Origin of the sequence: Yoonia maricola (assembly GCF_002797915.1) — a bacterium.
GTDB classification, from domain to species: domain Bacteria; phylum Pseudomonadota; class Alphaproteobacteria; order Rhodobacterales; family Rhodobacteraceae; genus Yoonia; species Yoonia maricola.
In genome coordinates this window covers 66,824-90,712 of record NZ_PGTY01000001.1, presented here as the reverse complement: position 1 = coordinate 90,712, position 23,889 = coordinate 66,824, and the positions used below count along the sequence as shown (strand labels likewise).

The following is a 23,889-nucleotide window of genomic DNA, read 5'->3' as shown; positions in this document are numbered from 1 at the left end:
GAAGGTCGCACCTCCACAGTCTTGTGTTGCACCCCATAAGATGCCCTGACAATCGTGACTTACGACTACGACTTCGCCGCGTCACCACACGTTAGCCCACCGATGTCCAGATATCTGTTTGGTCCAACCAGTCAGGTTCTGCGCGACAGATGTCATTAGGTGCACCAACCCCATTTCACGCCAACGCCCGAAGGTACGTGCCTCTCTGAGTGCCAAGTGGTCGGCGGTCAAAAGGAAGATCGTTGATGCGACCCAATCTGAATTACTTTCGGCCCACACATCCAAAAGCAAGGCACCATCGTCGGTGTATTGCAGCACCGGAACCGTAAGTTGGTCGAAGTGCATAAACTGGTCTTCTGCTCCGACTGTCACGTGATGTCTTACCGACATGGTAAGTGGTTCAGGTGCCGCACATGCCAAATCGATGTGATACAGAGGGGCGGGATATTCGTTAGGCGCATAGATGATCATGGTGGTTCCTCATTCAGTTGTACTGATATTTAGGGAACGGGTTGCTGCCATGGCTGACATATCTGCGGAGATCAAATAAATGCGGTGCGGGCCACTCCCCTTCCGATAGGGGGGCGGGGGGCGATCTCTAATAGTATTCTTAGTGCATGTATTTGGTTTCCCTAAATTCGCGAAGCGAATGACGTTGATAACGGGATCGCAGCGAACGCAGTGAGCAAGGTTCCGTTTTATGGGATCGGACTTGGTTCTGGAGCGCCGCAGGCGTGACAGAACCGAGTTTGGTCCCTATCGTGATGAAGGTGATCATGATGTCAGGTGGAATTGGTATCGTTCAGTATGACTGGACGAGCCGGATTGGCCCGATAGCTGGCCTAGATCACGGAACAAGCTGCTCTTGATGTAGACGGTATGTGCATCAGGTGCTTGTCCCTGCGTGTACCTGAACCCCAGATTGCGTCCCAAGTCTTGGTACACAATGTCCCTGTACGCAACGCTGATCGGGTTATCGATGGCAAACGCCGAACCTAAAATGCAGTACCGTTCGTACTCTGACACAGCCGGGTAAGTTAACAGGGTCGCGATCTTCTTACCAATCAGATCGTTCCTGCCACGCGCACCGTCGTGGGATCATACTTGGTGAGCAAGATGGCATGGAATGTCTTGTAGGCCATTAGAGATGATGAAGTCTGTCCCCGTCGCCATAAGCTCTTGGGCCAAGTCAAGAACAGACTCAACGGGCTTGTCATCCTCGGATGGTTTGCGCGGAATTCTGGTTCGCTCATCAAACATTAACGGCACCATGTCTTTGAACAAATGTGGTGTATCCGTCATGTTGACCACTGATATGTTGGATGAAGGCTTCGAGGCGCTGATCGACTTCATGATCAACCGGGGCAAATCTTCCGTGGTCAATATGACGACCGGGCATCCCAATGAAGTGAACCAACGTTTGGGCTTACAGTAGTATGAATTGCCATGGGCTTGAGCATAGATATTCTTGTCATCGCGTCCCTTACCAAATGGATATGCAGTCGTGTTCACCTGATACTTGTGATCATCACTGACCTTCGCCCGTATGATATGATCGCAGTCCTCAAACTTGAGATCGTCGGGTTTTCGGTTCTGACTTTTCGTCGCCGATTGGTAGGCCGTTGTCCGGTCACCGAGCGTCGCTTCGTCCCAAGGTTTACCAGCATTCGCCTTGCAGCGGGCATCAGCATCGCGGGCGAGACCAACAGCCCAATCAGGATAGATGCCAACAATGTCTTCCCAACTGACTTCATCGTAGATCACCCGATATGCCTGCATCTGATTGGCATACTCTTCAACCTTGACTGGATCGAAGTCGTCGGGGAAGTCTGGGTGCAGGAACGCCTTTGTGTGCTGTGCGTGAGGCCAAACTTTTAGCAAGCCATGGACCATAAAGACGAATGCATCCGGCTGAAACATGACCTTTCCATTGGGAAGACGCCACATGTCGTCACGTAAACGCTTCATTTCGCGATACACTTTAGGTTGTAGCGACTTGATGGCTTGGATCAGATTTCCGAATCCCCCACGACCAGCGTCGATCCTGCTGAGTTCTGGGGTGCCGGGAAACGCCTCCAACGATTCCGCGTACAACCGACTTACGGACTTGATCACAACGGCGTGGTTCGGTCCATCTTCAAGCTTCACAAGCTCTTGACGCTTGTCGTCCAATTGTTCGTGGCTCTGGCATGAGATGATGTGGAAGCCCCGTTGCAACACTGCATCGACACCTCTGTTTTGCGCCGACTGAACTCGTGAAGCGTCTTCATCCCAACGTTGTTCCCGTGCCTTGCTGAACAATGAAAAGGTCTTACCGAGACCCTCGGGACCTTGAAGCATTGTTACCCCATCAGCCCCGCCAATCTGGGTCATGATGCGCCCCCCGTATTCACGTGCTGTTCTCACATCAACAGTGTTGTTCTTGTAATGATGGATTGGCACCATCGACCGTGCCGACCTAGAGTGTGGGTTCATCGGTAACGCATTTGAGAGGCTTGCGCTGAGCAGGTCTATGGTCTCATCAAGTGTCAGGTCATTTGGAAGAAACACCGGTATAGGTGACGATGCCTTCCCTGCGCACAGTAACTGCCGATAGTCGCCACGCACCAATGTAGAGGGGTGAACATCCGCAGCATCATTCTTGAAGAACAGAATGTTATGGGTCCCATCGAACTGCAACTCGACCGGCATTGGGTAGGTATCCCAGCCATTTGATGTCAGATAAGATTGCAGGATTGGTATCAGCGACTGCGACGCGCTTGATGTCACCTGTCTCGCACTGGGCAGGTTGTGAGATTGACGTGAGTGCGAGATTAGGGGCTTTGCTTTAGCGTAGGTAAACATCGCCGGTGAACCTTTGGGGGCCAGGGTTCGTTGGGAGAGGCGTTCCTGTACGACGATCTGCTCGACTTGATCACTGGCATTGAACCCGTGCAGCGGGGATGGCTTCGTCAAGGTCCGTATTCCCCAAGGGCTGCGGCGCTTCTGAACGTAGCTTTGCAACCGGTTGTCGAACTTGAACGATGTACCAAGGGTGGTGTTGATGATGGCGGCACCCTCAGCCCAGACCCTTCGGTGCAGCGCGGCTAATGCCTTGTCCGGCACATCGGCGGTCCAGAGTTGGGTCTGTGTGCGGTCATTGCTGTCGAATAAGTCTTTGGACAGATGTCGAATATCAAAAGCGAGATTGATATGGACGCTCTTATGACCGCTGAAGATGGCAGCGTATCCACGATAGTCGGCATAGGTTGAGAAAGCCTTATGTACGGCGGCGAAGCGGCAGGCGTCAGGTTTTCCACTGAACAAATCGAGTTGCATCTCTAAGTCCTGCCGTGCGGTGCCATCGTACTCATACGTCAGTACCAGCCAACCAGCGTTCGCGACGCGATCACTTGGGGGCGTCCCGCCGGAATGCTTACCCGCGACACGCTTATTGGGGTCGTAGTCGCCGAGCGTCATAGGGTTGGAGAACAATGTTGATTCTTGATGAATCGATTGCCAATCGAAGCCTTTCTCGGGATCACCATTGTCGCCGAGAAGGTTCTCAAGGTCGAAGTGTAGAAAACCACCGTCTTCGCGGGTGAAAAGATGCGGGATGCTGCTGTTATCACCGGTGATGTAGCCGACAATAGGCTCTGCCAAATACTGGGTCGCGAAGCCGTTTGCGTGCCGGTCACGGGCCTTACGTAGTTGGCTCTTGTGTTTTTGCGATATGTTTAGTTCGTCAATGGTACGGATCATTTGGTGGTCTCTGTATGGGGGCCGCCAACATTTTGGATGCTGGGATCGACCGTTGGTTCAGGTCACGGTGTATGACCTGTTTGACATGTATTTATCTTCGATCTCTTGGAAGGCGGCATCTTGGCCAGACATGTGATCCTTGGTTGCCTCGAATGCCTAAATACTTGGGCAACCATTGAGGAATAATCACATGTCAGAAAACCGTCACACCATCCGGAATCTGGACCCTGAACTCATCACGCAGGCACGGATACACGTCCTACAAACCGGTCGTGCCACCTTGGGTGAACTTGTCAGCGAAGCTGTCGCGATGCTCATCGACTATGAAACGCAGGATGACGACGACGCCAACTAACTTGGTTTCATGGGGGTGATGTGCGTCGTGCAGCAACACATTGTATTATTGGGGGCACAATGCCCCCAGCTTTTCGTATGAACATCACATAACTCCTCTTTGGATGCTATCAGGGGTCGGACCTGAAGGATGGCGACGATGAGTTTGCACCGTGCACAATTTGTATAGCGGCAACGGGAGTCCCCTGAAAGTGATTTCGGCGGGCGATCACGAAAAGAAATGAGGCGTAAGTATTTGATAAGAAGCGTTTAATTTATTCTTCATGAATGAATCCGGGTCCATTTGTGAAGAATGAAAATAGTGACCTAAAAGATATAGAAAATTGGGCTTCTGGAGCGTGTATCATGAATTGGAATTGCACAAATATAGGGTTGGATTCTGGTCATTCTTGAAGAACGAGTAGTCGGCGCATTGAAACGATCTGTAACATTCTTAGTCGATGTCTATGATCGAGGGGCCACGGCAACTTCATGATGGCGGCATATCCAGTATCGTGCGGGAATTTGACTCGAAAAAATTGCATTCTTGAGCTTGAAAACAAAAAATCGTCACGTAACTTCTACCTAGCAAGTCGGACTAGTCACCCGATTATGAAGCTCTGGCTCCCCCAAAGCGTTATCCCCATTTGCTTCTGGGGACGTGTCTAGTCAGTTGGAGTTGAGCCAGAGCTTCGCTTCTTACCATTTATGAAGATGATGGTATCAACCGGCCTTAGCCGTTCGATGACCTTCACTATGTCCGGCCTGCGCATAACTGATGCTGCAACGCCCGTATCGCGATGCAATGCCGCCTCTGCGTCAGAATGCAGCTTTGATGCCAAAGCCCGCCGCAGCGTTACATTATCCGGCCAACGTGCTGAACCGAATGCTGTCATCAAGTAAGGCTCCAGCAGTTCGTTGTAACGTGTCGTGGCAACAACCTGTATCTGGCGTCTATATACATCTGGGATATCCAACGGGCGGATGCCCAATTCACGCCGGATCAAGCAACGACGAAAGAGCCGTTCCAAGATAGCCTGCTTCTGTTCAGAGGTGATCAGTGACGCCAATACTGGGTATCAATTGCAATGTTGACGCAGTTGGTCAATCGCACGGGATGATCCAGTTAATGCGACGCCATCAACGCCGATCTGATCCGCAGAACAAGACCACGACGCCCCCGAGGGTTGGTAAAGACCGTCGATGCTTTGAGCATTGCCCGCAGTAGCGCAACACAGGGCAGCAGATATGGCCAGTGCCCCGAGATTGGTTTCGTTCTTCATGAATGAATTCCTTCGCGGCGGCTCAGTGACTTCAGTCTACAGGTGGCAAGCCTGCCTGCTCGATCAGTCTGATGTCTACGTCTTGGCGTGATCGTCCGACACGAAACTCATCGTAATAGGCAATCATCGTGGGCTTTGGTGTGGTCGGCTGGAGCCGATCCCATCGGCTTGTGAAGCTACCATAGATGCCCCTGCGGAAGTTGGGACCCGGGTACAGCGACGTATCAGTTATGACTGTGATCGGACCGGAGTAATTGCAGCGTTGTATGCCGTTGATCCAGACACGAAGGTACCCATCATTACCCATGCTAAAGTTGGTGTTGATAACGATATCTGTCCAGCGTCCACGTGCTTGGTCAATGCTGAACAGGCGACACACGATACCCCAGTTACGACGCTCACCCCAGTTCAGCCCTTCATTCGCGTCATCCATTTGAATAACTACGTCGTGGCTGCGGTTGCCACCACGGTAGGCTTCGCCACGACCAATCTGGACCAGCTTGATGCTGGGCGGGTTGTCACCGCCCATTTTCCATTGGCCAAAGACATTCATCAGGCTGATATTAGATGGGTAGGACTGAATGTTGTCGTTATAGAAGCTCCATCCGTACCAGATGTTTTCGCCAATTCTCGCCTGAGTACGTTCGCGATTGACACCTACCTCACTGCGGTATCTTGGGTTCGTGCAGTCGCTACCGCCACAGTCCCCATCACGCAGTTCAAATCGTTCACTAACTTGTCCTGCTCGGACGGGTTCACCATCAGCGGAATACCGAAATCCATGTTCATGATGGGTAAGTGCGCGGTAGTGGCCCAATGGGACATCAGCATTGCGAGACACGGTGCCGGTGTCCGTCATACAGGCCGAAAGGGCGATGGGCAGGATCATCGCGAATAGAGTTGTCTTCATTATTGACCACACATAACACGGCTTGTTCGTCCATCGACACGATACTCCAGCGTGACCAAAGTGCTACCGCCGAAGTTCCGGTGGGTTTTGTTGGTGACTTCGATCACGTTAGCCGCATCAACTGCCTGTAGTTGGTCTCGCAACTCCCCGTATCCAACTTGGCCTCGGGCTGCCTCAAGCATCGTCGTGATACAAGATCGCACCTCTTTGCGGTCAGAAGGGAACGCAGTGGCGTAGCCGAAGTATCCTCCGACGATGATGGCAACGAATGAGATGACAATGGTCGTTGGACTTGTTCCGTTTGATGCAGTCGTCAATTTTGGTCTCCAGTTTCATCATTCACATAGATCAGATCATTGGCAGACACTTGGCCGCCGGTGGCAATGATGATCGCCTGCATCGTCCGGCGATGCGGGAACACACGCCCGGTGCGGATGCGAAAAACAGTCGCCGCATCGACACCTATCGTCTTGGCGAAATCTGCGCCGGAGATGCTGTTGGCTTTGAGATAATCGTCCAGCTTCATGTTGATACCCATTATGCGCATAATGCATGATTCGCAATATGGAGACGCCCAAACATGCTAATCAGTGACTTTCACGCCTCATGCATTTCGTGCATGATGAATACTGGGACCTGTATTCACGAGGAGCAGAATGCTGCACGACGAACTGAAGAAAGCCAGACTAGACGCTGGCCTAACTATGGAAGACGCAGGGCGTCTTCTAGGGTTGTCGCAAAGCACACTGAGCCGGATCGAAGCCGGAGATACGGGCGTGTCGTCACAACGGTTAGCGGACCTTGCATCGGCATATGGCGTCTCGCCCAGTTCACTGCTCGACGGATCGGCGGTGCGGAGCATGTCTGATTCCGACATCGCCCGGATGGGCATGGTGGTTGAGTTCATCGAGGAAGCCTTGTCTGACATCACGCCAAGGCCCGCCCCACACGAGGTCAGGGATGCGGTTGTCACTATCTTCAGGCAGGAGACCAAATTGGCTTGGGAGACCGGTGCATCTTTTGACCCGACCCGTTACCAAGACTTCATCGCATTGTTATTCAAAGGAGGTTCGGGCGCGTGACCGGCGCACACAACCACTGCGCCTGCTAAGTCATACTATGATTTGCATAAACCTCTGGTCGTGGCTGATCTGGCCAACACCATACATTCTGAAGCTCAATAGACTGTTCCGTAACTACAACGCGTCAATCTCTGCTATCGCGGAGTCAACTTCCGATTTGTGGGCCGCAATGGTGACGCTATCCTTAAGGGCAGCAAGGATTTTGAGTGCACGAGCCTTAGGCTTCGACTGAAAAAGTTCAGATCGCACACGTTCGTTAGTGCAGAACAACCCAACCAGTCGCCGAACTTGTTCAGTATTCAAGGTCGTAATGAAGGGAGAGAGAATATCGCCCGCACCGGAGTGCCCCCAGTAGTTTCCGCAGCAAGCTGATACTATCTCCTGATACACCTCTTCAAATGCGATATTCGGCACATGTGGACCAAACTGCACCAAGGTTTCTGCCGCAGTTTCTTCAGCTTTCCATCCATAGCTACTGTCTTTAGCGTCCCCCAAAAGCTTCGCAGCACGGCGGTACAACTGCGCACGTGTAGCGTCGGGGATGTATTTCACCCCACCAACTTGCGTCAAGAAATCTAAAATCCTCACATCCATACCGTTGTCAGTGCTACTGTCACTTGTCGGGTCAAGCCTGACGGTATGATATCTAAGGCCCGCAGTCTTTTTCAGGTCATCATTTGCTTTCTCCCATACCACAGGCAACAACACTGAAGCATTCGCTGAGGCGGGAAGTTGTCCTTCACCAAGTAGATCAAGCAAAAAACCAAATGCATTTCTTATGTCAGCAGGGTTGAGTGCTCTTATCTGATCACACAACAAGTCAATTTGAGCTTGGTCGAGTGAAACATTTCTTACCGGATCGAAGAGTCCCGCAATCGAGTGGCCAGGGTCGGGCATTGGCAGATCGAACAAGTTGCTTTGAAGCAATAACGCCAGCGCCAAAACGTCCTCGGGGCCTACCGGACTGTCACTATCGTGTGCAGGAGACGCGTGGTTACGGGTCCAGTTGATCATTTCTAAGGCTTTTCCGCCTTTCCGGTTCACCAACCCCAACCTTTGAGCACCGGTAATTAGTACAAGTTCATCTACACCTCCCCAACGATCAGCTAATGTCTCGCCATCCCGGTCAATCTTTTTTCGACCCGGCTCCTCCTTAACAACCGATAGCCAAAGATCGACCCCATAAGCTTCCACACGTCGCCTCAGGTTGCATACAGCAGCATTCCATAAGTTAAGCAGCGAATGTGCATGATAACCCGCATCATGGAGGCCTCGAGCTTCGTGAAGCAACGCAAGCTCATGATCAGATGGGATAATTGCTAGAGACTGAGGCCCCGACATCAATACTGGTAGTTGATCCACTAATTTTCTTCCTCACAGTTAGTTCTGCTTACATTGACAGTCGGAGTTCATTCACCGCACCACACAACATGGTTGCATCAATAAGCAAAAAACAACCCTAAAGGAGAGTTTGGTGGAGTATTTTGGAAATTCGACCGTTGCATGGTTGCGTCATCGCTAACACCGACAATTGCAGCCACTTGATCCGTCATGAGCTACTATTTACGACGTACTCTTAGTCTCACCCCAGAACCCAACGGAAGACCGATGTAATTCTTGCACACATATCTCAACCAACGCCCTGGCAATCCATGTCGGGTGTTTTTGTGCGACCAATCGATACATCGTGAGACAGTTATGAATATCTATAAATACCCGCGGACGCGGCACATTGAAGGTTCACGCCTTCAAGTCGGCGACATGGCGGATGATAAACCAATCAAAGACCTCGCAGGCCAGCGCCTGATCGTGGAGGAGAAACTCGACGGAGCCAATTCCGCCGTTTCCTTTGACAAGGACGGGGGCTTATTGCTGCAAAGCCGTGGGCATTACCTGACGGGCGGTGGCCGTGAGCGCCACTTCGCACTGCTCAAGACGTGGGCGGCGGCTCAGGCCCATGTCCTGCACCCCGTGCTGGGCCATCGTTTCGTCATGTATGGCGAGTGGATGTATGCCAAGCATACCGTATTCTATGACAGGCTACCCCATTTCTTCATGGAGTTTGATGTGCTGGATAGAGACACGGGGACCTTCCTAAGCACCGCTGCCCGTAGGTCTTTGCTGACAGGTTTGCCGATCATGCCTGTTCCTGTTGTGTATGAGGGTGAGGTCACGTCTGTTGATCACCTGAACAGCATGACCCGTCCGACGCCATACAAGTCGTTTGATTGGCGTGATGCTTTGGCTGTTGCAGCAGAGCGGTCTGGTAGTCGCCCTGATATGGTGGACCAGCAGACAGAAGACAGTGATCTGGCGGAGGGTCTATATCTGAAACAAGAGGATGCGGACCACGTGCAGGAGCGGTTCAAGTTCGTCCGTGCTGATTTCCTGCAAGCTATCGAAGCCGCTGATGGCCACTGGCATGACCGCCCAATCTTACCAAACACCTTGGCGGATGGTATCGACATCTTCGCCCCTGTGCTGGGTGTGGAAGGGGCGTATGATGCGTAGCCCCATGAAATCGAACATCACCCATGACCACCTTTTGTCGCTCGTTCCGACCGACCCACTCTGGCGGGTGGATTGGGCCGCGATCTGGCCGCTATGGCCTGAACTAGCGACATTGGACACCTGCCCACAAGACCCTATTCACCATGTCGAAGGCGATGTGGGCACCCATACTCGGATGGTGGTGGAGGCATTGGTCGCTGATCCAGAATGGCAAGCTCTAGAACCTGACGAACAGAGTTGCCTGTTTTGGGCTGCGGTCCTGCATGATATTGGCAAGCCAGCGGTCACAAAACATGAAGAAAATGGCCGTATCTCCTCTCGTGGCCATTCACGGGTCGGCACGTCTATCGCACGGCAACTGCTGTGGCAGGCGAGGTCGCCCTTCGTGTGGCGAGAGGCGCTGTGCGGGATCATCACACATCATCAACTGCCGTTCTGGCTGATAGAACGACCTGATCCGGCCCGAATGGCGATCCAAACATCTTGGCGGTGTCGGCCAGATCAACTGTGTCTACATGCCAAGGCAGATGCGTTAGGACGAACATGCGACGACCAACAAGCCATCTTGGAAAGCGTCAGCCTTGCTGCGGTGACGTTCCAAGAGGCCGATTGTTGGCACGGGCCATTTGCCTTTGCCAATGATGAAAGCCGTGTTGCCTTCTTCGATATAGAAGACCGCGATCCGCACTATGCGGCACATGAGGACTTCAAATGCACTGTGACTGTCATGTCGGGGCTGCCGGGTGCCGGAAAAGACACATGGTTGGCCAAACATCGTCCGGAGCATCCGGTTGTCAGCCTTGATCTGATCCGTGATGAAATGGGTATCTCGGCCACCGACAACCAAGGCCAAGTTATCCAAGCGGCCCACGAGCGGGCCAGAGAAAATCTACGTACTGGCACCGATTTCGTTTGGAACGCCACGAACGTGACACGCCAGAACCGGTCGAAGGTGTTGCGGCTGCTCCGGGATTACTCTGCACGGATCGAAATCGTCTACGTGGAGGTCAGCCCTGACCAGCTACGACGCCAGAACCGAGATCGGCCAGATGCAGTACCTGATGCCGTGATTGATCATCTGGCACACAAACTGGAACCACCGGAGATGTGGGAGGCGCATCAAGTCGATATTGCTTAAGCGCTGACGGTGCGAGATCATCTGTATCTCGCACCTGATCGTGCAACTTTCCATCGTTCTTAGACACAAATTCAGAAAACTTAGACACAAAACTCACCCGGTAACATCCCGATGCAACTGTAAGTCATTGCAAATAAATGAATAATATGACCGTCAGTTCTACCCCTACAGCGATTCCAGGGTCGCCCACCATTTTCATACATCGTAGTGTCATTGGGCTCCCCTTATGTGGGGCGTCGCGGATAGCAGAAATATAGACGTACTGCGAAAGCAAACACCCCTCAGTTCAGCGGGATTGCCATGTATCTGCGTATTGCCGATCTTTGGGCATGGCCTGCACCGTTTGTTAACGCATAACCGCCCTCTAAGCTTTGCGGGGTCATTGTGCCAACCAACATGGATTTTGCGTTATTTTTATGGACCGAATTGACATCAATCCTGACATGATCCCTGACTGGAGTTATGCGCCCGGGTTTGGTGCCCCACGCTACGGCACCTTCAGGGCGCGTGCGCTCTTCGCACACACAGCAGAAGCCTTGGTTGATTACGGCTACACGACCGACCTGATACCGCTAGATTGGTAATAAGCCTCAAACCAATGGCAATTTGTATCGACCGCTACCAAGATCACTACGTATTGCACCACTTGGCCGGGGTGGTGTAGGCGTAACCGTGGCTTAAGGCGAAGGGATGCAAGATGGGCCAACAGCCTGCCCCTTTTAACATCATGATTGTCGGTCAGGGCGGACGCCTGGAATATGAGGCTTTGCTCTTCACAGCATCTCTGCGCGCCTATTCCCCCCAATTCAGCGGTCAGCTCTACATCGCCGAACCCCAACCGGGGCCCCTTTGGGACCGTGATCCGCGCATGTCCTCTCCGGTCAAAGATCACCTCGCGGCCATGGGCGCACAGGTGGTCCCATTTGAAACCCGGCATTTCGGCAGCAGCTACCCCCAAGGCAATAAGATTGAAGGCTTGCAAGTCTTGCCTGCAAATCAGCCATTCATCTTTTTTGACACCGACACGATGATCACGGGTGAGCTGACCGATATCCCCTTCAACTTTGATCGCCCCGCGGCCTCCATGCGGCGCGGCCCGACATGGCCGGTGGAAGAGCTTTATTGGCCGGGCTACACCGCGATCTGGAAATCGCTCTATGACCGGTTCGGGCTGGCGTTCGAAAGCTCACTCGATCTGTCTCAGCCTGATGAGTACTGGGAACGCTACCTCTATTTCAACGCAGGCTGGTTTTATGGGGCAGACCCTGCGGCCTTCGGCGCCCGCTATACAGAATATGCAACCACCATCCGCGACAACCCGCCGGATGAGTTGGTGATCCAACCGCTTGATCCTTGGCTTGATCAAGTGGCCCTGCCGCTGGTCATCCATGGGCTTGGTGGCGGGCGGCCCGGTCCGGCGGTCCGCGGTCTTGATGGGCACATCAGCTACCACTACCGGATGTTGCCGCTGTTTTATGCCACGGCAAGCGATGCGCAAGTGGCGATGTTGGAAGACGTCACAGCACCCAACAAGCTGAAAAAACTGCTCAAGCTGCATGAGCCGTTCAAGCGGATGGTCTATCAAAAACGCGGGCACAAGGTACGCGCACTCTTCGACCGCAACAACCTTCCCCGTCATGAAAGAGCAATCCGGAACCAGATCAAATCAGCCGGGTTCTGGATGCGTTAAGTCGCAAAGACCCCCGCCATATCAGCATAGCCTTTGACTTCGATCGGATTACCGGACGGGTCGCGGAAAAACATGGTCCATTGCTCGCCCGGTTCGCCTTTAAAGCGTACGGATGGTGCGATGATGAAATCCGTCTGGCGCTCTTCCAGCCGCCCTGCCAGAGCCGTCCAATCCTCAAGCGGCAGCACGATCCCGAAATGCGGCATGGGCACCATGTGATCGCCCACCCTGCCTGTGGGTTCGTTGGCAAAGGGCTTGCCTAAGTGCAGGCTCAATTGGTGGCCAAAGAAATCAAAGTCCACCCAAGTCTCCGTTGACCGCCCCTCAGATGCGCCCAGCGCACCGGCATAGAAATCGCGGGCCTCATCAAGGTCAGTGACGTGAAAGGCCAGATGGAACGGGACAGGCATAGCGTTTCCTTCATTGATGGCTATCGGATGTAGCGCGTTTTACCAAGCAAGAACCTATGTTCAACGGGCGGCCGGCAACGGGGAGACCGTTGACAGGGCAGGAACATCTGCGGTTCACTCGGTCCCATTCATTTCAAAACACATTCAACATTCAAGCCTTTTACGTTGCGTGATTGATTTTAAGGACAGCCATCAATGCAAATACTGATCAATAAGCTTGTTCTCGCGCTCAGGGCAATACCGGCTGTTCTGGTCGCCCACAAAACGGAATTGCGTTTCTGACGATGCTCCCCTTCATGCTGTCGAGCATTACATTGGCGCAACGCGACGTTTTCTCGATCTTTTATCTGACGGCCGTTGACCCGCAAAGCTTTTCCCCTTGGCCTGCATTCATATTGGTCGTCATGGCCTACGTCTGTGGAACGGCGCGTATCTCTGACGCGATGCATTGAAACTCGTCAAACAGATCAATAGGCCACGTCACGCAATACTGGTTCAAACGTCAAGCACATCCAACCCAAACCGGCCATTCTACGCGGCAGTTAGTATGTCTCACCTGCGGACTTTGCTGTCATTCGCCCGTAAGGCATCAAAGGCAACTGCCAGCCCGAAGCGGACCTTGGTTTGTGCCACCACAGCGGCAAGTGAATCAACCTGGCTTGTGGTCAAAGAAAAGGCCCATCGGAGACTTTCTTAACTCCGTATGAGCGTCTTTTAGGTTTCTGAACCTTTCCGGAATTTCGCGCAACTTTGGAACGTCGACAAGTTGATTAACAGCAAGACTTGCAGCACCAAATGTGCCAACACCCGTTGCAATTGAAGCGATGTCGATCGCTCCAGCAGCAATCATGGTTCCAATGTCGTGTCCAGCAAAATGGACCTTCTTTCTTCTAAGCTCCTTTAATTCAGCAGTGTGTGCGTCGAACGCTTCACGGATGTTTTCTACAATTTTGTCAGTAGATCTGAAGAAATTCTCTGGATTTGCATGAGATAGCTCAATCACACCGTCTGCCAGAACATGCCTTATTTCTTCGAACGCCCCTTCCCTTCTCATTTCGATTAAGGCTTGCGGTGGGATGTTTCCGAGCCATTCTTCGTCGGTGTCCGCTGCACGCTGCAGTCCCTGTATCATGTGAAGGTGTGCATTGTCCTCATTTGACAGAGCTGAGTTGTACTCGAGCTTCCAATTAAAATAGTTCCAGCTTGTAGGTGCATCCATGAAGGGTACTCCTGACAGGTACCTACTCTTCATTAAGAGATCGGTCGCTTGACCCATTCTGCCGATACATTGTCCAGCTATCATCCTTCCGGGATGGGCGTCCCCGGTAAGACCGCTCCATTCAGTTTCTACCACTCGTTTGATTTGTTCCTCGAACGGTTCGGTCCATTCCGTATCGAATAGCAGGCGGCTCTGATCAACTACAGCGCCCATCACATCACTTGGGGTGTTCAAAGTCGAACAGAAGCCCAACAAATCATCGCGGTCAGCGAATTCTCTTCCAAACAGGCGACTTGCGTGAATGACCCCATCATTAATGCCTGTCGACCGCAGAAAATCCGCCTCGTGTTCATCAATTGATGACCTGAAAGGAGCAAACGTTACAATCGGTATCGGCAAATCGCTGGTCGCAAAATTCTGATACTGAAGGACGTTTAAAGCATGTTTAACCAAGAACCGAACTCTCTGCTCGTCTGGCGCGTGATCAAATACGTGGGTGGTGTTCATAAAGGGATCGGTCAAGACAATCGTGTCGATGTATAGACCAGCGGTACTCGCTATATTCTGAGTATAACTAGGAAATAGATCACCACCGAAAATAGCCTTTGTTCCCGCCATGTCTTGAATGTGGTAGTGCGCCGCGTCGGCTGTGCTTTCCCAAAACTCAGTGAGTATATTTACGAACTCTGTAATCTGGGGTTTGAAATCAGCAACAAAGGTCGGAGTTCTCGATGCTATTTGTGAGAATTCACCGATATTTACTCCTAATCGCTCGGGCTCCCCGACGAGGAACCCAAGGTTCTTTTCCACGAATTCAAAATATGCCTGTGTGATATCCTGTAGCGAAGCCGCTTCTTTTGCTTGTGTTCGCTGCGCAATGGCCGCTGCAGAAAGTGCCAAAGACCGGACCCTTGCATCTACCGTCGATAGGTCGATTTTCCCGTCTTTACCGTAACTTACCTTTGACAAGCTGGCCTCTGTATCTTTCCAAAGATGCTCGGCGAATTTGATCTTACCTTCGTCGAGTTGAACTTTGAGAACCTCTAGTCGCCACCGGAGTTCATCGTCTTCTTCACTCAATTGTTTTCCTTTCAACAGACACGCCTGTGAATTGACCATGCAAATTGGGCTTGGTCTAGTAAGACGTGATTGCGCCCTGCCGATCAACACCGGATGAGATAAAGTTGAAGGGAAACACCTGACCGAATGTCAGAGTTTTGCAAAGTCCGCTTGCTGCGCTCTGTCGCCATTGGCGCTTCGTGCAGCATTTGAGACTCTGGGCTCTTTCGAGACATTCGCCGCACCTCGTGCCAAGGTCCGCTGATGCGACCAGAAAAGCAAACGCGCGTGACCACCTTGTGCTCTACGATACAAGCCAAACCCGGCGCGTCGGCACCGGTGGCGGGATCATCCGCATGACACGGGCGTTTCTATTGCCATTTTGATGGTCAGTCGCATTGCCATTGATTTTGGTCAGTTAAAAGTCATGCTGAAACAACAAACCGGAGAGGATTATCAAAATGACAAGACTTTCGTTCGTTTCTTTCATGCTATCTGCGGGCCTCGCAACCCCGTTAGCGGCCCAACAAGCCACCGACGACATTGCACCTGAAGCCGACAGCAGCCTTTCTGTATTTGCGACAGTATCTGAGGCCGCGCAGGCGGCCTTGGCGGCCAAACAAGCGGGCACGCCAACCACCGCAGAAAACTGGATGGTGGCCGCCGCAAACCCACTCGCCGTCGAAGCGGGGGCGGCGGTTTTGGCCGACGGGGGAACAGCCGCAGATGCCATGGTCGCCGTTCAGGCAGTTTTGGGTCTGGTCGAGCCGCAATCATCGGGTCTGGGCGGCGGCGCCTTTCTGGTCTGGTACGATGCAACCTCGGGCGAAGTGACCACGCTGGATGGCCGCGAAACAGCGCCGTTGGCCGTCACCCCTACACTCTTCCAGACCGATGACGGCGAACCGATGCAATTTTGGGACGCCGTTGTTGGTGGCCGCTCTGTCGGGACACCCGGAACGCCGATGCTGATGGAAGAAGCGCACGCACGCTGGGGCCGTGCGGAATGGGGCGGCTTGTTCACACCGGCAATCTCTTTGGCCGAAGACGGATTTACGGTGTCCGAACGGCTTGCCAGTTCAATCGCGGACGGCGCCGAGCGATTGCAGACATTTTCACGTACCGCCGATTATTTCTTCCCCGGCGGGGAGGCGCTGCAAGCAGGCGACACTTTGGTGAATGCAGATTACGCCAATACGCTGCGGTTGATTGCAGCCCACGGCAGCGAGGCTTTCTACGAAGGCCCCATTGCAGATGATATCGTCGCCACCGTGCGTACCGCGGCAGGCAACCCCGGCGTGCTGACCGCGACAGATCTGGAAATCTACGAGGTTATCGAACGGGACCCTGTTTGTGTCCCCTACCGGACAACCGAGGTCTGTGGGATGGGACCGCCTTCATCAGGGGCACTGACAGTCGGGCAGATTCTTGGCATGCTGGACCGCTACGATCTGGCGGCATTGGGGCCAGACAATGCCGAAAGCTGGCGGTTGATCGGCGATGCCTCGCGTTTGGCCTTCGCGGATCGCGGACGCTACATGGCGGACAGCGACTTTGTCCCGATGCCAACCGAAGGTCTGACCGCCAGCGCCTATCTTGACACGCGCGCCGCACTTCTAAACGGCGACGCGGCCCTGACAGAGGTGGCCCCCGGCGCGCCCGAATGGGACCACGCCATGCTGTTGGCGGATGACATCTCGGTTGAGCTGCCATCGACCTCTCATATCTCAATTGTAGACCAGTATGGAAATGCGCTGTCTATGACCACAACCATCGAAAACGGCTTCGGCTCTCGTCTTATGGTGCGTGGCTTTCTCCTCAATAATGAGCTGACCGATTTTTCATTCAGCACTCACAGCGACGGTATTCCGATTGCAAACCGGATCGAACCCGGCAAACGCCCGCGGTCATCCATGTCGCCCACAATCGTGCTGCAAGACGGCGAACCCAGCCTTGTCATCGGCTCGCCCGGTGGTAGCCGGATCATCGGCTATGTGGCGCAGGCTATCGTTGCGCATATCGACTGGGGGATGGATGTGCAGCAAGCGGTCGCCATGCAGCATCTTGTGAACCGGTTCGGGACCTATGACCTTGAAGAAGGCACCGATGCCGCTAGCTTTGAAGGCGCGTTGACCGCGCTTGGATTTGAAGTAAACGTGCGTAGCCTGAATTCCGGCCTCCATGCCATCGCGATTGGCGAAACACTCACCGGCGGAGCCGACCCACGACGCGAAGGAATTGCCTTGGGCGAATAGATCAAGGCGCCACCGCATCACGTGAGCGCTGGTGTCGCCGGGGTAGGCGTCCGATCACACTGACTTCTTTGCCATCGAACGGACGGGATCAGAAACCAGACCTTTGCGCGGATCGCAGCGAAGGTTTAAAAGAGCCCACTGCGGAAGTCTTCAAATTATGCTGCGCGCGCTCGCAGCACAAAAATCGCCGCGACCGCTCGGGCCATGCAGCAGCACAGCGGATCCAGAGAGCAACTTTCGGGTCGCGGACTTAGCGATCCTTCCCGTTGCATGGATTTTGAGTTATTCATTCTTAGATGCCTACTTGTAAAGATGCTTCCGGTCTATTGCTGCGGCCCCTTCAGAGGGCGGACTGGGGCTGGGTCTTGGATTGGTTCAGCGATCCATGGCTTAACAAAGAGCTTGGACCGCTAGACGACGCGTGGCTAGAGCACGTTCTGAATCAACCTAATGGTATTGAACTCGTTGCGACGGAGAGTGAGCAACCAATTGGATTGACAGGAATAACATGGTCCGACGCCACGTCTGGCTATCACACAATCACTAGCTTGTCTGTCAACCCTGCTCAACGAGGACGCGGCATTGGTCGCAAGGTTTTGGATGCAACAACCCGATGGTCTGGGCACCCCAAAGGCAGCGGATGGATTGCATTCGTCACCAAAGATAACCTCCCGCCGGCCAAATTACTCTTGTCTGCTGGGTGGTTAGAAGACAGCGAGACAAAGGGTATGAGAAAGTTTCGGTGGACTTGATAGGTCTGGGCTCAGAGCCACCGAATGCTCATGCGGCAAGGCCAAAGCAGAACGCGGATCAAGACCGGTCGTTGGCAAATCAGGAGTTGTGGTTTGCGCATCGGGCGGCGAAGATGTCAGCAGAGCCCATACTACCAATTCTCTGCAGAGCAGCGAAGGTCAGTTTCAAAATTGTGCATATTGTCTCGCCTAAATCTGTGGTGTCTGCCACGGTTGGACTTAGTTTAATGGGATGAGGGAGATGCTTGTACTACTCAACGGTGCACCCGGCGTTGGAAAGCTCACTGTCGGTCGAGAGCTGTCTTCACTTTTGGAAGCCCGTCTGTTGGACGTCCATACGGTCTACAATCTGTCGTTTGCATTGACTGAGTTCAAATCAGAGGCGTTCTTCAAAACCATTAGGTCCGTCTGGGCTCTCGCAGACGAATTAATCTCAGAACTACCTGTAGACGAAACTATTGTTTTTACAGAAACGCTCGCTGCAGGATCACCTTGGGCCGAAGAAACGTGGGCTCGATATGAGCGTCTGGCCAAAGAACGTGGTCCTTTGTGTTCCATCCACCTTAGCTGCAGCCTTGATGAGAACTCTCGCCGCATTTCTTCTATTGGAAGAAGCGACAAGCGTAAGCCTCAAGACCCCGAGTATGCTCGAAGCTGGCATGAACGAGACCGCCCTCTCATGGGGTATGCTACGGAGCGTCTACTCACGCTTGAGACCACAAATCTCTCAGCTGGAGAGGCAGCCCAATCCATCAGAAAGTGGATACATTCTGAAATCCTAAGTTGATAGCGAAAGCAGTCGTTCATCTTCAACATCGAAATGTTCACTTCGTCCGCGTCTCATTGGTCCGATCGGCTTGCGGTGAAAGTCCAATCTCGGTGCACGCAACATCATCGCCCGCGAATGACCGGATTGGCGACTCGCGCCGCAATGCAACAACCGGAGTGCCGCAACCGCGAAGAAATGCTGCGTTAGCAACATGCCCAAACACCAATGTCGGGAAAATCCGGCACAACGCCCAGCGACCTTCAGACATACCGATGTGCACTGTGGTTCAGAATTGCGTCACACCAGCGTACTACCCTCTCCAAAGCCCCCCTCCAAACCACGCATTGGTAACGTCAGTTGAGTACCCGCCCGTTTCCGCCTAAACCATGCTGCAACGCATTCCAAAGGGAGAGACCAGATGACCGACGGCCCAAGTTACGGCTTTGACACCTTGCAAATTCACGCAGGCGCACGCCCTGATCCTGCAACAGGCGCACGGCAGGTCCCGATTTACCAAACTACCGCTTATGTGTTCCGCGATGCCGATCACGCCGCCGCTTTGTTCAACCTGCAAGAGGTCGGCTATATCTATTCGCGCCTGACCAACCCCACAGTGGCCGCATTGCAGGAACGCATCGCGACACTTGAAGGCGGCGTTGGCGGTGTCTGCTGTTCCTCTGGGCACGCAGCCCAGATCATGGCGCTGTTCCCGCTGATGCAGCCGGGGCGCAACATCGTGGCCTCTAGCCGTTTGTACGGCGGCACGGTGACGCAATTCAGCCAGACGATCAAACGTTTCGGCTGGTCCGCCAAATTCGTCGACTTCGACGACCACGCAGCAGTGAAAGCCGCCATCGACGATGATACCCGCGCCGTCTTCTGCGAGGCCATCGCCAACCCCGGCGGGCATATCACCGACCTTGATGCGATCTCTGCGATCTCGGATGCTGCTGGCATTCCGCTGATCGTCGATAACACATCGGCCACACCGTACCTCTGCCGCCCGATTGAGCATGGGGCGACGCTTGTGGTGCACTCCACCACCAAATACCTGACCGGCAATGGCACCGTGACGGGCGGTTGTGTTGTCGATAGCGGCAAGTTCGACTGGACGGCAAACGACAAATTCCCAAGCCTCAGCGAACCCGAGCAGGCCTATCACGGCCTCAAGTTCGCCGAGACATTCGGCCCCCTCGCCTTCACCTTCCACGGCATCGCAATCGGCCTGCGCGATCTGGGCATGACGATGAACCCGCAAGCGGCCCACTATACGCTGATGGGGATCGAAACCCTGTCATTGCGCATGGAACGCCATGTTGAGAACGCGATGAAAATCGCCAAATGGCTCGAGGATGATCCGCGTACGGATTACGTGACCTATGCCGGGCTGACCAGTTCACCCTATTCAAAACTGGTGCCGAAAATCTGCCCCAAAGGTGCGGGTGCCCTGTTCACCGTCGCGGTCAAAGGTGGCTATGACGCCTGTATCAAGCTGGTCGATAATCTTGAGATTTTCAGCCATGTAGCCAACCTTGGCGATGCGCGCAGCTTGATTATTCACTCCGCTTCCACCACGCACCGCCAGCTAACGGCAGAGCAACAAGAGGCCGCAGGCGCAGGCCCCGGCATCGTGCGGCTGTCCATCGGGATCGAAGATGCCGACGACCTGATCGCTGATCTTGATCAGGCTCTCACAAAGGCAACGGCGTAAGACAGTGAGACCCGCCCTTCCGGCCCTTGGCGTGGGCGGGTTTCTGCTATAGGCTTTCGATCCAAGGGTAAAACGCGTTTTGCCCTGTGGGACCAACATGCTAGAGCGTGCGTATGATCACCAACTTTGCGTTAAAACTGTCGTTTGACGGCATAGAGTTGCTGCACCGTGTGCCGCGCGGATGGCGGCGCGTTGGCACGGCAGATGTAGACAGTGAAACGCTGGCAGATGATCTGAAGGCATTGCGCGAAAAAGCGCTGGCGATTGTCCCCGATGGGCTGCGCACAAAACTGATCATTCCCATGGATCAGATCAAATACATGGCGCTTGATGGTACCATGAAAAGCACGCAGGATATCCATGACGCGCTAGAAGGGGCCACCCCTTACGCCCTTGATGAACTGGTGATCGACAGCGAAAAATTCGGCGGGCGCACGCATATCGCAGCCGTCGCCCGTGAAACCCTGCGCGAGGCAGAGGCCTTTGCCGCAGGCTATGGGTTTCAGCCGGTCGCTTTCGTTGCAGTCCCCGAACCGTTCACGTTTCAAAAAGAGGTCTTCTTTGGCCCCACGGACATGGCCCGCAGCATTGTGGGCCCTGACGCGCTGATCGAGCGGGATGATCTGCCCGTGATGGTTGTCGGTACGCGGATCAAGTCGCGGCTCTTGGTTTTTGATCTACCCGAAGAAGTGCAAGAAGACGTCTATAAGGATGATCTTGCCGCGCTCTTATCAGGAGAACGCGTACCTCAGGCCGCGGTTGAAAAGGAAGCCGGCGTAGCACCTGAGACTGAGACTGAGACTGAGACTGAGACTGAGACTGAGACTGAGACTGAGACTGAGACTGAGACTGAGACTGAGACTGAGACTGAGACTGCCATCATAGCGGAGGCACCCCCGCGTCAAGCCATTTGGGTGGACCTTATCCCGGCAGAACATCATGTTCCGGAAATTTCCGAACCAGAGCAAGTCTCAGCCCCAACACCCACTGAGGCTGAGGTCGCACCACGTCAAACCATTTGGATAGACCGCGTCCCGGCGGCGTATCACGTCCCGACACCTGCCGCACCACTGGCAGAGCCAAAAGAACTGCTGATCCCCGCAAACCCGGTCTTTGCCACGCTGGCACTTCTCGATCCGGTTATCACAGAATATCACTCCGGCCAGCCAAAGATGGCCAAGCCTGCTTTGGTGGCCGTTGCAGGCAGCACACCTGCTGCCACGCCCAAACTGGGGGCCGCAACCGACCGCAAACCTGCACCGCAAAAGCCCGTCAACCGCCACAAACCCGCGCTGATCGCAGCCTCTGTCGCTGCGGGTGCCTTGCTGATTGGTGGCGTGATCTGGTCACAGCAGACCACACCAGAGGTCATCACCGTCACCCCGGTTGAAACTGTCGCGGCCCTGCCGGAAACGCCTGCGCCAGTTGCCGCCGTCCCTGCGCCAGAACCTGCACCAGAACCCGCATTGGAACCCGGCCTCGCCATTCCGATCATCGACATTACGGGGTTCAGCGTTGCTGACGCAGCGCCAACGACACTGCCAGACTTTACGACGACAGAGGCCACAACACCGGCGGTTACACCGCCACGCACGCTTACCGTGCAGGCGGCAGATGCGCCGATGTCCCCCGTGCAGGCCCCACCTGCCCCACCGCAACCGCCCGAAACTGCACAAGCCAGCATTGGCGCGCCAGTGCTGCGTGGTCAGGTCGTCAGCCCCGACGAGGCCGCGCGCATCTACAACACCACCGGCGTCTGGCTGCGCGCACCCCGCTTTGTTGATACACCCTCCGGGACGATACCGCTGGCCTTCCAACCGCCCGCCGTTGTCACCCCACCAGAGCGGATTGCACAACCTGAGGTGCCGCCACTGACTGGTCTGGACACGGACCTGAGCTTTATCGCGCCATCAAACCCGCCGGCACCAGAAGTGGTCTTCCCGCGAGATGAGGACGGTTTTATTCTGGCCACCGAAGAAGGCACAGTGACACCGGAAGGGGCAGTGGTTTTCGCCGGTCTGCCTGATCTGGCGATCACGCCAAGACCCACGCTGGATCAGGCTGATCTGGACCGTATGGCGCTCTTGGCCCCTGCCCCAGAAGGCGTGATCATCATCGCCGGACGCCCCGATTATGCCACGCCACTGCGTCCGGCAAATGCACAATTGCCCGCACCCGCAGAAGACACGGCTGAAACGATAGCGGCCGCTATCGCAGAGGCCACCCCCGAAGGCGAAAATGCCAACACTCCGACACCCGGCGGTGTCGGTCTGAATACGTTGGAGCTGCAAGAGAATGGTGCCATAGCACTTGACCCCGCGATCGTCGAAGACGGCGCTATCGTTGATCTGCGCCCCCGTTTGCGCCCGCAAGGTCTGTCGCCCAATGTGGACCCCGGCACGCCTGATATCACCGACATCATCGCGGGGATCGAAACCGATGACGCAACCCTGCGCTTTGACAACAGCACCGCACTTGCCGTGGTCTTGTCGCCAAGGCCAAATGGACGACCCGCGAATTTTGGCACTGTCGTCGCCGCCGCACAGGCACGCGCGCAAGTCCCTGCCATCGCATCTGCAGCGCCTGTTACCACAACAGCCCCTGTCGCTGCGGCAGCACCCGTGCCACCGCAGAACTTTGAACCCGTGCCCGGTGGCGTCGCCCGTGCCGCGACTCAAGAAGACGCGATCCGCCTGCGCGAAATCAACCTGATCGGCGTCTATGGACGCGCCAACGCCCGCCGCGCCCTCGTCCGGCTGAGTAATGGACGCTATGTCAGGGTCGAAGTTGGTAGCGCACTGGATGGCGGGCAGGTTACCGCCATTGGGGAAGACGCGCTGAACTACGTCAAACGCGGGCGCACATATGCGTTGGAAGTGCCTGAAGGCTAGTAATGCAATTCATCCAGCAATGGGATTGCCATGTCTTGCCATTTATTTCTTTCGCACCCACCAAGACCCGTTAGATTAATCGTCATGAAATTGCGTTAGAAGCAGCGCAACCACCGGGTAGGTTCGCAAGGGCGG

Annotated in this window: 22 protein-coding genes; 12 read left to right on the top strand and 10 right to left on the bottom strand. The window is 54.4% G+C overall.

The genetic code is table 11. From position 1 onward, the window contains the following. Window positions 1-81: 81 nt before the first annotated feature. Both BC777_RS00500 and BC777_RS00495 read right to left on the bottom strand, forming a co-directional pair. Window positions 82-471: a hypothetical protein gene (locus BC777_RS00500; RefSeq protein WP_100366222.1), complete on the bottom strand. Its 390-nt coding sequence runs from the start codon at window positions 469-471 to the stop codon at window positions 82-84. A 627-nt stretch (window positions 472-1,098) separates the two neighbouring features. Continuing rightward, window positions 1,099-3,741: a hypothetical protein gene (locus BC777_RS00495; RefSeq protein WP_100366221.1), complete on the bottom strand. Its 2,643-nt coding sequence runs from the start codon at window positions 3,739-3,741 to the stop codon at window positions 1,099-1,101. A gap of 190 nt (window positions 3,742-3,931) precedes the next feature. Between BC777_RS00495 and BC777_RS19275 the strand changes: the two genes are divergently transcribed. After that, on the top strand, window positions 3,932-4,096 hold the full coding sequence (locus BC777_RS19275) for a hypothetical protein (protein ID WP_168769028.1): 165 nt from the start codon (window positions 3,932-3,934) through the stop codon (window positions 4,094-4,096). 643 nt (window positions 4,097-4,739) lie between these two features. Here the strand turns inward: BC777_RS19275 and BC777_RS00490 are convergent. From BC777_RS00490 to BC777_RS00470, 5 genes are read right to left on the bottom strand one after another with little or no spacing between them, the layout of a single operon-like run. Continuing rightward, window positions 4,740-5,105 (bottom strand): hypothetical protein, encoded by a 366-nt coding sequence (locus BC777_RS00490; RefSeq protein ID WP_168769027.1) that lies wholly within the window; start codon window positions 5,103-5,105, stop codon window positions 4,740-4,742. Between the two features lie 48 nt (window positions 5,106-5,153). Continuing rightward, window positions 5,154-5,357, bottom strand: coding sequence for a hypothetical protein (locus BC777_RS00485; RefSeq protein ID WP_100366219.1), 204 nt, complete (start codon window positions 5,355-5,357; stop codon window positions 5,154-5,156). 31 nt (window positions 5,358-5,388) lie between these two features. Beyond that, a complete protein-coding gene (locus BC777_RS00480; RefSeq protein WP_100366218.1) occupies window positions 5,389-6,267 on the bottom strand; it encodes a heparin lyase I family protein in 879 nt (292 codons plus the stop codon). Then, window positions 6,267-6,584 (bottom strand): hypothetical protein, encoded by a 318-nt coding sequence (locus BC777_RS00475; protein WP_100366217.1) that lies wholly within the window; start codon window positions 6,582-6,584, stop codon window positions 6,267-6,269. Before BC777_RS00475 ends, BC777_RS00480 begins: the two co-directional genes overlap by 1 nt. Continuing rightward, window positions 6,581-6,793 carry a helix-turn-helix domain-containing protein gene (locus tag BC777_RS00470; protein WP_133122494.1) on the bottom strand — a complete coding sequence of 71 codons (213 nt, stop codon included), beginning with the start codon at window positions 6,791-6,793 and terminating at the stop codon, window positions 6,581-6,583. Before BC777_RS00470 ends, BC777_RS00475 begins: the two co-directional genes overlap by 4 nt. Before the next feature lie 130 nt (window positions 6,794-6,923). Between BC777_RS00470 and BC777_RS00465 the strand changes: the two genes are divergently transcribed. Next, complete coding sequence (locus BC777_RS00465; RefSeq protein WP_100366215.1) at window positions 6,924-7,349, top strand: helix-turn-helix domain-containing protein; 426 nt, start codon at window positions 6,924-6,926, stop codon at window positions 7,347-7,349. 114 nt (window positions 7,350-7,463) lie between these two features. Here BC777_RS00465 and BC777_RS00460 read toward each other — a convergent pair whose 3' ends face one another. After that, window positions 7,464-8,711, bottom strand: a complete 1,248-nt coding sequence (locus BC777_RS00460) for a hypothetical protein (RefSeq protein ID WP_211095311.1) — start codon at window positions 8,709-8,711, stop codon at window positions 7,464-7,466. Window positions 8,712-9,047: 336 nt separating this feature from the next. Here BC777_RS00460 and BC777_RS00455 point away from each other — a divergent pair, with 336 nt between their 5' ends. The 4 genes from BC777_RS00455 to BC777_RS00445 all read left to right on the top strand — a co-directional run bounded on the left by BC777_RS00455 (window position 9,048) and on the right by BC777_RS00445 (window position 12,688). After that, window positions 9,048-9,860 (top strand): RNA ligase family protein, encoded by an 813-nt coding sequence (locus tag BC777_RS00455; RefSeq protein WP_100366213.1) that lies wholly within the window; start codon window positions 9,048-9,050, stop codon window positions 9,858-9,860. Then, window positions 9,850-10,998 (top strand): AAA family ATPase, encoded by a 1,149-nt coding sequence (locus tag BC777_RS00450; protein WP_245834090.1) that lies wholly within the window; start codon window positions 9,850-9,852, stop codon window positions 10,996-10,998. The genes BC777_RS00455 and BC777_RS00450 overlap by 11 nt, the downstream gene beginning before the upstream one ends. Window positions 10,999-11,414: 416 nt before the next feature. Beyond that, the gene (locus tag BC777_RS19270) at window positions 11,415-11,582 is read left to right on the top strand and encodes a hypothetical protein (RefSeq protein WP_168769026.1); all 168 of its coding nucleotides are present in this window, start codon (window positions 11,415-11,417) and stop codon (window positions 11,580-11,582) included. 113 nt (window positions 11,583-11,695) lie between these two features. After that, window positions 11,696-12,688, top strand: coding sequence for a GT-B fold glycosyltransferase domain-containing protein (locus BC777_RS00445; protein WP_100366211.1), 993 nt, complete (start codon window positions 11,696-11,698; stop codon window positions 12,686-12,688). Here the strand turns inward: BC777_RS00445 and BC777_RS00440 are convergent. Then, a complete protein-coding gene (locus BC777_RS00440; protein ID WP_100366210.1) occupies window positions 12,685-13,098 on the bottom strand; it encodes a VOC family protein in 414 nt (137 codons plus the stop codon). The two genes, BC777_RS00445 and BC777_RS00440, sit on opposite strands and share 4 nt — an antisense overlap. 296 nt (window positions 13,099-13,394) lie before the next feature. On the opposite strand from BC777_RS00440, the gene BC777_RS19265 reads away from it, so the two are divergent. After that, window positions 13,395-13,550: a hypothetical protein gene (locus BC777_RS19265; RefSeq protein ID WP_168769025.1), complete on the top strand. Its 156-nt coding sequence runs from the start codon at window positions 13,395-13,397 to the stop codon at window positions 13,548-13,550. A gap of 197 nt (window positions 13,551-13,747) precedes the next feature. On the opposite strand, the gene BC777_RS00435 is transcribed toward BC777_RS19265, so the two are convergent. Next, the gene (locus BC777_RS00435) at window positions 13,748-15,397 is read right to left on the bottom strand and encodes a hypothetical protein (protein ID WP_100366209.1); all 1,650 of its coding nucleotides are present in this window, start codon (window positions 15,395-15,397) and stop codon (window positions 13,748-13,750) included. A gap of 440 nt (window positions 15,398-15,837) precedes the next feature. Here BC777_RS00435 and ggt point away from each other — a divergent pair, with 440 nt between their 5' ends. From ggt to BC777_RS00400, 5 genes are all read left to right on the top strand, one after another. Beyond that, window positions 15,838-17,631 (top strand): gamma-glutamyltransferase, encoded by a 1,794-nt coding sequence (gene ggt / locus BC777_RS00430; protein WP_211095310.1) that lies wholly within the window; start codon window positions 15,838-15,840, stop codon window positions 17,629-17,631. Window positions 17,632-17,927: 296 nt separating this feature from the next. Next, a complete protein-coding gene (locus tag BC777_RS19665; protein WP_100366207.1) occupies window positions 17,928-18,383 on the top strand; it encodes a GNAT family N-acetyltransferase in 456 nt (151 codons plus the stop codon). Window positions 18,384-18,615: 232 nt separating this feature from the next. Continuing rightward, window positions 18,616-19,170 carry an AAA family ATPase gene (locus tag BC777_RS19660; protein WP_100366205.1) on the top strand — a complete coding sequence of 185 codons (555 nt, stop codon included), beginning with the start codon at window positions 18,616-18,618 and terminating at the stop codon, window positions 19,168-19,170. Window positions 19,171-19,570: 400 nt separating this feature from the next. Further along, on the top strand, window positions 19,571-20,863 hold the full coding sequence (locus tag BC777_RS00405) for an O-acetylhomoserine aminocarboxypropyltransferase/cysteine synthase family protein (protein WP_100366203.1): 1,293 nt from the start codon (window positions 19,571-19,573) through the stop codon (window positions 20,861-20,863). Between the two features lie 113 nt (window positions 20,864-20,976). Continuing rightward, window positions 20,977-23,754 carry a hypothetical protein gene (locus BC777_RS00400; protein ID WP_100366202.1) on the top strand — a complete coding sequence of 926 codons (2,778 nt, stop codon included), beginning with the start codon at window positions 20,977-20,979 and terminating at the stop codon, window positions 23,752-23,754. The last annotated feature ends 135 nt before the right edge of the window (window positions 23,755-23,889 follow it).

What these genes read in the sequence shown, in the direction of transcription:
- BC777_RS00500 (WP_100366222.1), bottom strand. Translation starts at nt 471, where the DNA reads ATGATCATCTATGCGCCTAACGAATATCCCGCCCCTCTGTATCACATC.
- BC777_RS00495 (WP_100366221.1), bottom strand. Translation starts at nt 3,741, where the DNA reads ATGATCCGTACCATTGACGAACTAAACATATCGCAAAAACACAAGAGC.
- BC777_RS19275 (WP_168769028.1), top strand. Translation starts at nt 3,932, where the DNA reads ATGTCAGAAAACCGTCACACCATCCGGAATCTGGACCCTGAACTCATC.
- BC777_RS00485 (WP_100366219.1), bottom strand. Translation starts at nt 5,357, where the DNA reads ATGAAGAACGAAACCAATCTCGGGGCACTGGCCATATCTGCTGCCCTG.
- BC777_RS00480 (WP_100366218.1), bottom strand. Translation starts at nt 6,267, where the DNA reads ATGAAGACAACTCTATTCGCGATGATCCTGCCCATCGCCCTTTCGGCC.
- BC777_RS00470 (WP_133122494.1), bottom strand. Translation starts at nt 6,793, where the DNA reads ATGAAGCTGGACGATTATCTCAAAGCCAACAGCATCTCCGGCGCAGAT.
- BC777_RS00465 (WP_100366215.1), top strand. Translation starts at nt 6,924, where the DNA reads ATGCTGCACGACGAACTGAAGAAAGCCAGACTAGACGCTGGCCTAACT.
- BC777_RS00455 (WP_100366213.1), top strand. Translation starts at nt 9,048, where the DNA reads ATGAATATCTATAAATACCCGCGGACGCGGCACATTGAAGGTTCACGC.
- BC777_RS00450 (WP_245834090.1), top strand. Translation starts at nt 9,850, where the DNA reads ATGATGCGTAGCCCCATGAAATCGAACATCACCCATGACCACCTTTTG.
- BC777_RS19270 (WP_168769026.1), top strand. Translation starts at nt 11,415, where the DNA reads ATGGACCGAATTGACATCAATCCTGACATGATCCCTGACTGGAGTTAT.
- BC777_RS00445 (WP_100366211.1), top strand. Translation starts at nt 11,696, where the DNA reads ATGGGCCAACAGCCTGCCCCTTTTAACATCATGATTGTCGGTCAGGGC.
- BC777_RS00440 (WP_100366210.1), bottom strand. Translation starts at nt 13,098, where the DNA reads ATGCCTGTCCCGTTCCATCTGGCCTTTCACGTCACTGACCTTGATGAG.
- BC777_RS19265 (WP_168769025.1), top strand. Translation starts at nt 13,395, where the DNA reads ATGCTGTCGAGCATTACATTGGCGCAACGCGACGTTTTCTCGATCTTT.
- ggt (WP_211095310.1), top strand. Translation starts at nt 15,838, where the DNA reads ATGACAAGACTTTCGTTCGTTTCTTTCATGCTATCTGCGGGCCTCGCA.
- BC777_RS19665 (WP_100366207.1), top strand. Translation starts at nt 17,928, where the DNA reads ATGCCTACTTGTAAAGATGCTTCCGGTCTATTGCTGCGGCCCCTTCAG.
- BC777_RS19660 (WP_100366205.1), top strand. Translation starts at nt 18,616, where the DNA reads ATGAGGGAGATGCTTGTACTACTCAACGGTGCACCCGGCGTTGGAAAG.
- BC777_RS00405 (WP_100366203.1), top strand. Translation starts at nt 19,571, where the DNA reads ATGACCGACGGCCCAAGTTACGGCTTTGACACCTTGCAAATTCACGCA.
- BC777_RS00400 (WP_100366202.1), top strand. Translation starts at nt 20,977, where the DNA reads ATGATCACCAACTTTGCGTTAAAACTGTCGTTTGACGGCATAGAGTTG.